General features: G+C 72.1%; 9 protein-coding genes and 1 pseudogene. 6 read left to right on the top strand and 4 right to left on the bottom strand.

Annotated elements, in window-relative coordinates:
* Positions 1-130: 130 nt before the first annotated feature.
* Complete coding sequence (locus EST92_RS27175; RefSeq protein WP_129283401.1) at positions 131-997, bottom strand: sugar phosphate isomerase/epimerase; 867 nt, start codon at positions 995-997, stop codon at positions 131-133.
* 228 nt (positions 998-1,225) lie between these two features.
* Positions 1,226-2,209: a helix-turn-helix domain-containing GNAT family N-acetyltransferase gene (locus EST92_RS27170; protein ID WP_129283399.1), complete on the bottom strand. Its 984-nt coding sequence runs from the start codon at positions 2,207-2,209 to the stop codon at positions 1,226-1,228.
* Positions 2,210-2,434: 225 nt separating this feature from the next.
* Here EST92_RS27170 and EST92_RS27165 point away from each other — a divergent pair, with 225 nt between their 5' ends.
* The 5 genes from EST92_RS27165 to EST92_RS27145 all read left to right on the top strand — a co-directional run bounded on the left by EST92_RS27165 (position 2,435) and on the right by EST92_RS27145 (position 9,622).
* Entirely contained in the window at positions 2,435-3,586 is a 1,152-nt protein-coding gene (locus EST92_RS27165) for a Gfo/Idh/MocA family oxidoreductase (RefSeq protein WP_129283398.1), read from the top strand.
* Between the two features lie 74 nt (positions 3,587-3,660).
* Positions 3,661-4,785: a dihydrodipicolinate synthase family protein gene (locus EST92_RS27160; protein ID WP_129283400.1), complete on the top strand. Its 1,125-nt coding sequence runs from the start codon at positions 3,661-3,663 to the stop codon at positions 4,783-4,785.
* A complete protein-coding gene (locus EST92_RS27155; protein WP_129283397.1) occupies positions 4,782-5,639 on the top strand; it encodes a sugar phosphate isomerase/epimerase family protein in 858 nt (285 codons plus the stop codon). Before EST92_RS27160 ends, EST92_RS27155 begins: the two co-directional genes overlap by 4 nt.
* A gap of 240 nt (positions 5,640-5,879) precedes the next feature.
* Positions 5,880-8,156, top strand: coding sequence for an AAA family ATPase (locus tag EST92_RS27150; RefSeq protein WP_129283396.1), 2,277 nt, complete (start codon positions 5,880-5,882; stop codon positions 8,154-8,156).
* A 176-nt stretch (positions 8,157-8,332) separates the two neighbouring features.
* Entirely contained in the window at positions 8,333-9,622 is a 1,290-nt protein-coding gene (locus tag EST92_RS27145) for a citrate synthase (RefSeq protein ID WP_006605484.1), read from the top strand.
* 582 nt (positions 9,623-10,204) lie between these two features.
* Here EST92_RS27145 and EST92_RS27140 read toward each other — a convergent pair.
* On the bottom strand, positions 10,205-10,492 hold the full coding sequence (locus EST92_RS27140) for a heavy-metal-associated domain-containing protein (RefSeq protein WP_129283395.1): 288 nt from the start codon (positions 10,490-10,492) through the stop codon (positions 10,205-10,207).
* Between the two features lie 228 nt (positions 10,493-10,720).
* Between EST92_RS27140 and EST92_RS32420 the strand changes: the two are divergent.
* Positions 10,721-11,143 (top strand): annotated as a pseudogene (locus EST92_RS32420) (VTT domain-containing protein); the annotation flags it as partial.
* A gap of 241 nt (positions 11,144-11,384) precedes the next feature.
* Here EST92_RS32420 and EST92_RS27130 read toward each other — a convergent pair.
* Entirely contained in the window at positions 11,385-12,416 is a 1,032-nt protein-coding gene (locus EST92_RS27130; RefSeq protein ID WP_129283394.1) for a Gfo/Idh/MocA family oxidoreductase, read from the bottom strand.
* Positions 12,417-12,455: the final 39 nt, after the last annotated feature.

Genomic DNA, 12,455 nt, shown 5'->3' with positions numbered 1-12,455 from the left:
GCTCACCGCAGGTAGGCATCCGGACCCAGTAAGCGCTTTCTCCGGCCGGGGAGGGGGCGCTCCCCTGCGGCCGGGCAGGAGCCGGCGGCGGGCCTGGAGAGGAGCGTCGTTCCCCTGCGGCGGGGGGGCGTCAGGAGCCGGCTGCGGGCCCGGGCAGGAGCTGCTGGAGGTGTGCGCGGCCCGGGGCCAGCAGGTCGGGGAGGTCGGCCGCCTGGGGGTACCAGCGCTTCTCGTACTCCCAGCAGAGCCAGCCGCCCGCCCCCTGGTCGTAGCTGCCCTCGGGAGTCGGCACCGGGCCGGGGGCGTCCGCGGGGTCCCGGGCGAGGGTGCCCAGGGCGTCCGCCAGCGGCAGGACGCCGGCACCGAGCGGGAGCGGGGTGCAGTCCTCGGCCGAGGCGACATCCTTGACCTGCACATAGCCCAGATGCGGGGCGAGTGCGGCATGGGTGTCGACGGGCTCCTCGCCGCCGAGCCAGCTGTGCAGCACGTCCCAGAGCGCCCCGATCTGACGATGCCCCACGGGGCCCAGAATGCGGGCCGCGTCGGCACCCGTGCGATGGGAGTCATGGGTCTCCAGCAGGACCCGGACGCTCCGTTCGGCGGCGAGCGGGGCCACCGCGGCGAGCCGGCGGGCGGCGTCCGCATCCGCCTCGGCCGCCGGGCGGTCACCGCCGCCGGGGAAGACCCGGACGTACGGCGCCCCCAGATCCGCCGCGAGCAGCACCAGCTCGCTCAACTCGTGCGCCAACTCCTCCTCGCCCGCCGCGTCCCGGGCGGCCGCGACCCCGGCGTATCCGGCCACCGCCAGGATCTCGACCCCGGCGTCGGCGAACTGGCCGCGCACCGCGGCGCGTTCCCGCGTCCCGAGCAGCGGATGCACCGGCTCCTCCGGATGGGCCCGCAACTCCACCCCCTGATACCCGGTGTCGGCCGCCAGCCGCAGCACCTCCGCCACCGGCATCCCCGGCACACCGAGGGTCGAGAAGGCGAATCGCATCGCGGGGGTGGAGCCGTCCGTGCCGTGCGTGCCGCCTGTGACGTCTGTGCCGCCCGTGTGGACCATGCCTGCGCTCCTCCTGGTCGCTGATGTTCTCCCGTCTCTCCCCGTCCTTCCCCCCTGCCCCGATGTCCCTGCCCTCATTGCGCCGGGTGAGCCGCCCGGCGCGGCACGAAGGAGCCCGCGGACCGGCACCGCCGGAGATACCGGGGGTCGCCTCCGCCCCCGTCAGAGCGTCAGCCGCCAGTCCTGTCCGATCAGGTCCTGACCGAAGCTGTGGTGCGCCGACTCGGCGACCAGCTCGAATCCGGCCCGCTGGTAGATGCCGCGGGCCGCGTCGAGTATGGAGTTGGTCCACAGCACCATCTCGCCGTACCCGGCCTCCCGGGCGAACTCCACGCAGGAATCGACGAGTTGACGGCCCACGCCGTGACCGCGGGCGCTCGGCTCCACCAGGAGCAGCCGCAGCCGGGCGACTCCCGGCCTGCCGTCCCGTACACACATCACGGCGCCCGCCCGCTCCCCGTCCAGCTCCGCGATCCAGGTGCGGTCCCACTGCGGGTCGAAGGCCTCGGCGTACTCCGCCACGATCCGGGCCACCAGCGCCTCATAGCTCAGATCGAAGCCGTACTCGTCGGCATACAGGGCGGCGTTGCGCTCCACCATCCAGCCCAGGTCGCCGGGGCGGGCGGTGCGCAGCGTGATCCGGGGTGCCCGGGCGTCGGCCAGATCCTCCGCGTCGTCGCCGAGCAGGACGCGGATGGCCCGCATCGAGTGCAACAGGCGGGCCCGGTCCGCCGTGGAGAGACCCGTCAGCAGGGTGCCCGCGGCTTCATGGGAACCCTCCTCCAGCAGCCCGGCCGCCTCCCAGCCGAGCGGGGTCAGCATGATGCGCTGCCGGCGGCGGTCCTCTTCGGGCCGGGTGCGGGTGATCAGCCGGCGGTCCTCGAATCCCCTGAGCAGCCTGCTGAGATAGCCGGCATCCAGCGAGAGGGTCACCCGGAGGTCCGCGGAGTCCACCCGCTGGCGGCGGGCGAGCTCGTACATGACCCGGGCCTCGGTGTCGGTGAACGGTGCGGGGAGATACCGGCCGTAGTCGAGCGAGCAGATCAGGTTGACCCAGAATCGGTTGAATCTGCGCAGCTCATGGAGGTCGACTGAGGGGTCGCGCGGGGTGGCGGCCGTCGTGTCCGTATCGGGTGGTGTGGTCATCGGCGGGCCTCGTCATTGACTACGTCATCGTTTGACTGAGTCAAGGATAGATCTCCTGGGGCGATCCGCACAGCCCCTCGGCCCGCCCCGATCGCACCGCCTGGTTTGCCTTGCTTCCCCGCCCCGCCGGCCCTCGCCGCCCCGCCACGCATGCTGGCGCCCCGGCCGGAGAAAGCGCTTACTGGGTCCGGATGCCTACCTGCGGTGAGCGAGAGGGGCCGGACCGTGACACACACGACCGTACGCATCGCCATGAACGGTGTGACCGGGCGCATGGGATACCGCCAGCATCTGGTGCGCTCCCTCCTGGCCCTGCGCGACCAGGGCGGCCTCGCACTGGCCGACGGGACGGTGATCCGGCCGGAGCCGGTGCTCGTCGGCCGCTCCGCGCCCAAGCTGCGGGCCCTGGCCGCACGCCACGACGTGAAGCACTGGAGCTGCGACCTCGACACCGTGCTGGGCGACGACGACATCGACATCTACTTCGACGCGCAGGTCACCGCCGCCCGCGAAGCGGCTGTCAAGAAAGCGATTGCTGCCGGACGGCACCTGTACGTCGAAAAGCCCACCGCGAGCAGCCTCGCGGGCGCACTGGAGCTGGCCCGGCTGGCCCGGGAAGCCGGCATCAAACACGGCGTCGTCCAGGACAAGCTCTTCCTGCCCGGCCTGCGCAAGCTCCGCCGCCTCGTCGAGGGCGGCTTCTTCGGCCGCGTCCTGTCCGTACGGGGCGAGTTCGGCTACTGGGTCTTCGAAGGAGACTGGCAGCCGGCGCAGCGCCCCTCCTGGAACTACCGTGCCGAGGACGGCGGCGGCATCGCGGCCGACATGTTCCCGCACTGGGAGTACGTCCTGCACGAACTGTTCGGGCCGGTCCGCAGCGTTCAGGCGCACGTCACCACGCACATCCCGCGCCGCTGGGACGAGTCGGGCACCCCGTACGACGCCACCGCGGACGACGCCGCGTACGGCATCTTCGAGCTGGCCGGCGGCATCGTCGCGCAGATCAACTCCTCCTGGGCGGTCCGGGTGCACCGCGACGAACTGGTGGAGTTCCAGGTGGACGGCACCGAGGGGTCGGCCGTCGCCGGGCTGCGCCACTGCCGGGTGCAGCACCGCGCCGGCACGCCGAGGCCGGTCTGGGACCCCGACGTCCCGGCCTCCGAGCCGTTCCGCGACCAGTGGCAGGAGGTCCCCGACAACGCCGGTTTCGACAACGGTTTCAAGGCACAGTGGGAGCTGTTCCTGCGGCACGTCGTACGGGACGAGCCCTGGCGCTGGGATCTGGCGGCGGGCGCCCGGGGCGTCCAGCTCGCGGAACTCGCGCTGCGATCCTCGGCGGAGGGGCGCCGGCTGCCGGTGCCGGAGCTGAGCCGGTGAACGCCCCGGCGCACCCCTCCCCGTCCGGGCCGGGCGCCGGTTTCCCCGCCGCGCCGCACCCGGGTCCGCGGCCCCTGCCGGACTCCTGCTCCTCCTCCCCTTCCGCGCGTTCCCCGCTGCGCTCCCGTACGGTCTTCGCCGCCGCCCATGTGGTGGCCGATCCGTCCGCCGGCACCACACCGGGCGGCCCGGCCGCCCTCGACTGGGACGCCACCCTCGCCTTCCGCCGCCACCTGTGGGCGCACGGCCTGGGCGTGGCCGAGGCGATGGACACCGCTCAGCGCGGGATGGGCCTGGACTGGCCGGCCGCCGCCGAGCTGATCCGCCGCTCCGCCGGCGAGGCCAGGGCGGTCGGCGGCCTCCTCGCCTGCGGCGTCGGAACCGATCAACTGCCTGCCCACGGAGCGACGTTGGCCGACGTGCGGGCCGCCTACGAGGAACAACTCGCCGTCGTCGAGGACGCCGGCGCCCGGCCCGTCCTGATGGCGTCCCGTCAGCTCGCCGCGGCCGCCACCGGCCCGGACGACTACCAGGAGCTGTACGGCCACCTCCTGCGCCAGACCACCCGGCCGGTCATCCTGCACTGGCTCGGCCCGATGTTCGACCCGGCGCTGGCCGGCTACTGGGGCAGTATCGAATACGACGCCGCCACGGAGACGCTCCTCCAGATCGTCGCCGCCCACCCGGACGCGGTGGACGGCGTGAAGATCTCGCTGCTGGACGCCGGCCGGGAAGTACGGCTGCGCCGCCGGCTGCCACCGGGCGTCCGCTGCTACACCGGCGACGACTTCCACTACCCGGAGCTGATCGCGGGCGACGAACACGGCTTCAGCCATGCGCTGCTGGGCATCTTCGACCCGCTCGCCCAGCGGGCCGCCGAGGCCGTCCGCCGTCTCGACGCCGCGGGCCCCGGAGGTGCGGCCGCGTTCCGGGCCGTCCTGGACCCGACCGTCGCGCTCGCCCGGCACCTCTTCCAGGCACCCACCCGCTACTACAAGACCGGCATCGTCCTGCTCGCCTGGCTGGCCGGCCACCAGTCGCACTTCACCATGGTGGGCGGGCTGCAGTCGGCGCGCTCGCCGGGGCACCTGCGGCGCGCCTACGAACTGGCCGACGGACTGGGCCTGTTCCCGGACCCGGAACGCGCCGCCGGGCGGATGCGCACCCTGCTCGCCGCCCACGGCGCGGAGGACGCATGAGCGGCGACCCGTCCGGCCTCCTGGGCCGGCTCAGCCTCAACCAGGAGACCGTCCGGCAGTGGTCGCTGCCCGAACTGGCCGACGGATGCGCCCGGGCCGGTGTACGGGGCGTGGGCCTGTGGCGCGCACCCGTGCAGGAGTACGGGGTGCGGGCGGCCGCCCGGCTCGTACGGGACGCCGGGCTGCGGGTCACCAGCCTGTGCCGGGGCGGATTCCTCACGGCGACGGACCCGGGCGAGCGGGCGGCCGCCCTGGACGACAACCGGGCGGCCGTCGACGAGGCGGCCGCCCTCGGGACGGACACCCTGGTACTGGTCTCCGGCGGACTCCCGGCCGGCAGCCGGGACCTGGCCGGTGCCCGGGGGCGGATCGCGGACGCCCTGGGCGAGTTGGGGCCGTACGCGGCGGAACGGGGCGTCCGGCTGGCGCTCGAACCGCTGCACCCGATGTACGCGGCGGACCGGTGTGTGGTCTCGACGCTCGCCCAGGCACTGGACCTCGCCGAGCGGTTCCCCGCCGCGCAGGTGGGGGTGGTCGTCGACACGTACCACCTGTGGTGGGACGACACGGTCGGCGCGCAGATCGCCCGCGCGGGCGGCGCCGGCGGCACGCCGTCGCGGATCGCGGCGTTCCAGCTCGCCGACTGGGTCACCCCGCTGCCCGCGGGGGCCCTGCTGGGGCGGGGGCAGCTCGGGGACGGCTCGGTGGATCTGCGGTGGTTTAGGCAACGGGTCGAGGCGGCCGGCTACCGGGGCCCGATCGAGGTGGAGATCTTCCAGCCGGCGCTGTGGGCGCGGGACGGCGCGGAGGTACTGGCGGAGATCGTCGACCGCTTCCGCATCCACGTCGGGTGAGACCGGCAGGAGGGCCGCGCACTCTCGGGCCCGAGGGAAACAACCCCGCGAAGGCGCACAACCGTTGACCGTTCACGGAAGTCATATCTGACGCTGGTCCCGACAAAGGGGGGATCCGGGGGGATCCGGGACCGGTGTGGAGGGGGAATCGAGGGGCCCGGCATCGGACGGGCCCCTCGATGGTGCCCCGGACGCCCCGGCCGGCGGCGCGCTGTCAGACCCCGGCGGTACCGTCGGGTCATGGTCAACGCAGCCGTCGTCGAAGGGGTCCTGGAGCGGATCACCTACGCCAACGAGGAGAGCGGCTACACGGTCGCACGGGTCGACACGGGCCGTGGCGCGGGCGATCTGCTGACCGTCGTCGGCGCCTTGCTGGGGGCGCAGCCGGGCGAGTCGCTGCGCATGGAGGGACGCTGGGGCTCCCACCCCCAGTACGGCAAGCAGTTCACCGTCGAGAACTACACCACCGTCCTGCCCGCCACCATCCAGGGCATCCGTCGCTATCTGGGCTCCGGCCTGATCAAGGGCATCGGCCCGCGGATCGCGGACCGCATCGTCGAACACTTCGGTACGGACACCCTCGACGTCATCGAGACCGACCCCGCGCGCCTGGTGGAGGTGCCCGGGCTCGGCCCCAAGCGGACGAAGCTGATCGGGGCGGCATGGGAGGAGCAGAAGGCCATCAAGGAAGTCATGGTCTTCCTCCAGGGCGTCGGCGTCTCGACCTCCATCGCCGTGCGGATCTACAAGAAATACGGGGACGCCTCGATCTCCGTCGTCCGCAACGAGCCCTACCGCCTGGCCGCCGACGTCTGGGGCATCGGCTTCCTGACCGCCGACCGCATCGCGCAGTCCGTGGGCATCCCGCACGACAGCCCGGAGCGGGTCAAGGCGGGCCTGCAGTATGCGCTGTCGCAGTCCACGGACCAGGGCCACTGCTTCCTGCCCGAGGAGCAACTGATCGCCGACGCGGTGAAGTTGCTCGGTGTGGACACCGGCCTGGTCATCGACTGCCTGGGCGAGCTGGCCGCGGACCCGGAGGGCGTGGTCCGCGAGAAGGTGCCCGGCGGCGAGGAGGGCGCGCCGGTCACCGCCGTCTATCTGGTGCCGTTCCACCGCGCCGAGATCTCCCTGGCCGGCCGGCTGACCCGGCTGCTGCGCACGGACCAGGACCGGATGCCGGTGTTCCAGGACGTGGCCTGGGACAAGGCGCTGGCCTGGCTGGCGCGGCGGACCGGCGCCGAGCTGGCGCCCGAGCAGCAGCAGGCGGTGCGCCTCGCGCTGACGCAGAAGGTCGCGGTGCTCACCGGCGGCCCCGGCTGCGGCAAATCCTTCACGGTCCGTTCCGTCGTCGAGCTGGCCCGCGCCAAAAAGGCCAAGGTGGTGCTGGCGGCGCCCACGGGCCGCGCCGCCAAGCGGCTCTCGGAGCTGACCGGGGCGGAGGCCTCCACGGTCCACCGCCTCCTGGAGCTGAAGCCCGGCGGGGACGCCGCCTATGACGCGGACCGGCCACTGGACGCCGACCTGGTGGTCGTCGACGAGGCCTCGATGCTGGATCTGCTGCTCGCCAACAAGCTCGTCAAGGCGGTGCCGCCCGGCGCCCACCTGCTGCTGGTCGGGGACGTCGACCAACTGCCGTCGGTGGGCGCGGGCGAGGTACTGCGGGATCTGCTCGCCGGGGAAGGGGCCGCGTCCCCGCGGACGGAGTCCGGGGCAGCGTCGGACGGGGGCGGTGGCCGGGTGGCGGGTGGGCCGGTGCCTGCCGTGCGGCTGACCAGGATCTTCCGCCAGGCCCAGCAGTCCGGTGTGGTCACCAACGCCCACCGCATCAACTCCGGCGTGCCACCCCTGACGACCGGCCTGTCCGACTTCTTCCTGTTCGTCGAGGACGACCCCGAAGAGGCCGGCCGGCTGACGGTGGATGTCGCGGCCCGCCGGATCCCGGCGAAATTCGGCCTCGACCCGCGCCGGGACGTCCAGGTGCTCACCCCGATGCACCGCGGCCCGGCCGGGGCAGGCGCCCTGAACGGCCTGCTCCAGGAGGCCGTGACCCCCGCCCGGCCCGATCTGCCCGAGCGCCGCTTCGGCGGCCGGGTCTTCCGTGTCGGCGACAAGGTCACTCAGATCAGGAACAATTATGAAAAGGGCCGCAATGGTGTCTTCAACGGCACGGTCGGCGTGGTCACCGCCCTGGACTCCGACGAGCAGCGGCTGACCGTCCGCACCGACGAGGACGAGGAGGTGCCCTACGACTTCGACGAACTCGACGAACTCGCCCACGCCTATGCCGTGACGATCCATCGTTCGCAGGGTAGTGAATATCCAGCAGTGGTGATTCCGGTCACCACCAGTGCCTGGATGATGCTGCAGCGCAATCTGCTGTATACCGCCGTGACCCGGGCAAAGCGTTTGGTGGTGCTGGTCGGCTCCCGGAAGGCCCTCGGACAGGCCGTCCGCACCGTATCCGCCGGTCGGCGGTGCACGGCGCTCGATCACCGGCTCGCCGGTGCGATGTGAGGCCACCCCTCTTTCCCATTCAGGGCGAAGAGGGGCAGGATGGGCACCCGGGCGGCACTGAGTGCCGCTGAGAGGCCCTATGGCCGACCCCGAGTGCACATCCACGTCTCAAATGGGGGAAGGTATAGGCAGTCAGGGCACCTCGAAGAAGAGGCACAACGTCGGTGAGGGATGACGTGAGCGACAACTCTGTAGTACTGCGTTACGGGGACGGCGAATACAGCTACCCGGTCGTCGACAGCACTGTTGGCGACAAGGGCTTCGATATCTCGAAGCTGCGCGCCCAGACCGGTCTGGTGACCCTGGATTCCGGTTACGGCAACACCGCGGCGTATAAATCCGCGATCACCTATCTCGACGGTGAAAACGGCATTCTGCGATACCGCGGCTACCCGATCGAGCAGCTCGCAGAGCGCAGCACGTTCGTCGAGACCGCGTACCTCCTCATCCACGGCGAGCTGCCCACCGTCGATGAGCTGGCGAACTTCAAGCAGGACATCACCTTCCACACCCTGCTGCACGAGGACGTCAAGCGCTTCTACGACGGCTTCCCCCGGGACGCCCACCCGATGGCGATGCTGTCCTCGGTGGTCAGCGCGCTGTCGACGTTCTACCAGGACAGCCACAACCCGTTCGACGAGCAGCAGCGCCACATCTCCACGATCCGGCTGCTGGCCAAGCTCCCGACGATCGCGGCCTACGCGTTCAAGAAGTCGGTCGGCCACCCGGTCGTCTACCCGAGCAACGACCTCGGGTACGTCGAGAACTTCCTCCGCATGACCTTCTCGGTGCCCGCCGCGGACTACGACCTCGACCCCGTCGTGGTCAGCGCCCTCGACAAGCTGCTGATCCTGCACGCCGACCACGAGCAGAACTGCTCCACCTCCACCGTGCGCCTGGTCGGCTCCTCGCAGGCGAACCTCTTCGCCTCGATCTCGGCCGGCATCAACGCCCTGTGGGGCCCCCTGCACGGCGGCGCCAACCAGTCCGTGCTGGAGATGCTGGAAGGCATCCAGCGCGACGGCGGCGACGTCGACTCCTTCATCCGCAAGGTGAAGAACAAGGAAGACGGCGTGAAGCTCATGGGCTTCGGGCACCGCGTCTACAAGAACTTCGACCCCCGCGCGAAGATCATCAAGGCGGCGGCGCACGACGTCCTCTCCGCGCTCGGCAAGTCCGACGAGCTGCTGGACATCGCGCTCAAGCTGGAGGAGCACGCGCTCTCCGACGACTACTTCGTCTCGCGCAAGCTCTACCCCAACGTCGACTTCTACACCGGCCTGATCTACCGGGCCATGGGCTTCCCCACCGAGATGTTCACCGTGCTCTTCGCGCTCGGCCGGCTCCCCGGCTGGATCGCCCAGTGGCACGAGATGATCAAGGAGCCCGGTTCCCGCATCGGCCGCCCGCGGCAGATCTACACCGGCGTCGTCGAGCGCGACTTCGTGCCGGTCGAGGAGCGCTGACGGCCGCCCTGTGCCGGCAGGCCGCCGAGGGCTGAGAGAGAAGAAAGCGCCCCGCCTCCGGATCCCCCCACGGGTCCAGAGCGCGGGGCGCTTCCCGTGTCCCGGTTGGATTCCCCCCACGGGATCCGTCCGGGCGTTCGGGTAGCACCGCGATCTGCCGGGACGCGCACATTCGGGAGGGCCGCTCAAAGCTCCCCGGGCGCGTCGCCCCGGCCACGCGTAGCCGGGCGCGATCCCCCAAGATCGGCACGGCTGGTGCAGTGCAAGCCCCGCCGGGGTGCCTGCACTGCCCGGTTAGACTCACGACCCCCCTCAATGGTTACGTTCCCTTGAGTGTGATCTGGGTCTCTTGCCATATGGGGGCGAATATGGTCAAGGGCCTCGATCTGGAGATCGGGGCTGTGGGGTATGGGTGTTGTGTCAGTTGTAAGGGCTAGGTGAAATTTCCTGGCCCCGGGCCTTGGTGACCATGAAGGCCGACCTTCGGTGACCGTGAAGGTCGACGAGAAGGCGTGTCGGCGGGCCGCTCGCGCGGGTCCTGGATGGGCCGCGCCGCCGCGATGAGGCGCTGCGGCGCCCGCATCAGGCCGCCTGCCCCACCAGCTCGTACCCGGCCTCGTCGACGGCCGCGCGCACGGCTTCCTCGTCCAGCGGGGCCTGTGACGTGACGGTCACCAGGCCGGTGGCGGCGACCGCCTGCACCGAGCTGACCCCGGCGAGTTCGCCCAGCTCGGACGAGACCGCCCCCTCGCAGTGACCGCAGGTCATGCCGGTGACCTTGTAGGTGGTGGTCACCTCGCCGGACCCGCCGTCGGTGCCGCCGGTGCGGTCGGCGCCTTCCGGGGTGCAGCAGGAGCTGTTCTCAGTCATGGGGGACTCTCCTTGTGGTGCCGATGCGTGCCATGTGGTGCCAGGTGCCGGAGTGTCGGAATGACCCAGAGGTGACTCAAGCGCCTGCCGTTCCTCTCCGACCCTGAACACTTTATACCCCTAGGGGGTATCAATCCAGCCGTCGTCGCCGGCATCGCGTTGCCGCACGCCCCACCACGCGTCAGCCTTGGGGGTACGGACTCGGGGCGGATCCGAGGAGGCGGCCGGATGGACGTACTCGCCCTCTACGGCCTGCTGGTGCTCACCACGCTGCCGCCACTCGTCCCCAACTCCGCCCTGCTCGTCTCCGCCGGAGTCCTCGCCTCCCGGGGCCAGGCGTTCCTGCCGCTGATCCTCGTCATCGTCGCGGGCAGCGCCCTGCTCGGGGACCTGCTGATGTACCTGGCCGCCCGCCGATTCGGCGGCCCCGTACGCGCCTGGATGCGCCGCAACCCCCGCCGCCGGGCACTGCTGGAGTGGACCTCCGGGCGGATCCAGCGCTACGGCCTGCCCTTCGTGATCGCCGTACGGTTCCTGCCCAGCGGGCGCATCGCCGGCGCGCTGGCCTCCGGGGTGCTGCGCTACCCGCTGCGCAAGTACGCGCTCGGCGCCGCCATCGCCGAGGCCAGCTGGGCGAGCTACTCGGTCGGCCTCGGCTACCTCGGCAGCGCCGCCGCCGGCCGCCCCCTCTACGCGGCCGGCATCGGCTTCGGCGTCTCCTGCGTGGTCGCCGCCGTGGGCGCCGCGATCCAGTGGGCCGCCCGCCGCCGCACTCTGCGCGCCTCGTCCCAGGAGAGCGGCGAGAGTGAAGGCGGCGGGGCCCACGAGAACGACGGGCCGGAGCGCGGTTGCGGCGGACGCCCGTCCTCCGCCACCGCGCTCCGAGGCCCGCTCACCCGCCCTGAGCCGCCCCGCCCGCCCCGGCCCGGACCTCCGCCACGGCGACCGGCGCGCCCGTGCGACGCGAGCGCTCACACGCCTCGGCGACGTACAGCGCCTCCAGCGCCTCCGCCGGCGTACACGGACTCGGCACCCGGCCCGCGGCGACCTCGGTGAAGACACCCAGCTCGGTGACGTAGGCGTCATGGAAGCGCTCCATGAACGTGGCGTACGGAGCGGCCGCCCGGCGCCATGACAGCCCCGCCTCGGCGGACGGCAGCGGCGCCCGGTCGTCGAGCCCGACGACGCGGGCGCCCTCGGAGCCGCAGACCTCCAGCCGGACATCGTGGCCCGCGCCGTTGTAGCGGGTCGCCGTGACCGTGGCCAACGTGTCGTCGTCGAAGCGCAGCAGCGCCGCGCAGGTATCGACATCGTCGCCGTCGGCGAAGAAGGATGCTCCGCGGTTGGCGCCCTGCGCGTAGACCGAGACCACCTCGCGGCCGGTGAGCCAGCGCAGGATGTCGAAATCATGGATGCTGCAGTCCCGGAAGAGCCCCCCGGAGGTGGGGAGGTAACCGGCCGGCGGCGGCGTCCGGTCACTGGTGCAGGCGCGCAGGGTGTGCAGCCAGCCCAGCTTGCCGGAGTGCAGCGCCTCGCGGGCGGCGCGATAGCCCGCGTCGAAGCGGCGCTGGAAGCCGATCTGCACCGGCACCCCGCAGGCCCGCGCGCGTTCCACCACCCCGAGCGTGCCCGGCACGTCCGGCGCCACCGGCTTCTCGCAGAACACCGGCACCCCGGCGTCCAGGGCCTGATGGATCAGGGTGGCGTGGGCGCTGGTCGCGGCAGTGATCACCACGCCGTCCAGGCCGCCCGCGTACAGCTCCGCGATGCCCGGCGCCGCGCGTACGCCGAGGGTGTCCGCCACCGCGGCGGCGCGTGCGGCGTCCACATCCGCGACCACGAGGTCGGTGACGCCCGGGACGCCGCGGAGGGTCTGGGCGTGGAAGGCGCCGATGCGCCCGGTGCCGATCAGGCCGATCTTCATGCCTCGGATCCTTTGCGGGGAGGGGGAGGGGCAGAGGGG

The sequence above is a fragment of the Streptomyces sp. TM32 genome, assembly GCF_004122755.1.
GTDB classification, from domain to species: Bacteria; Actinomycetota; Actinomycetes; order Streptomycetales; family Streptomycetaceae; genus Streptomyces; species Streptomyces sioyaensis.
Note: the sequence above shows the minus strand (reverse complement) of the source record. Positions and strands in the feature narration are given on the sequence as shown.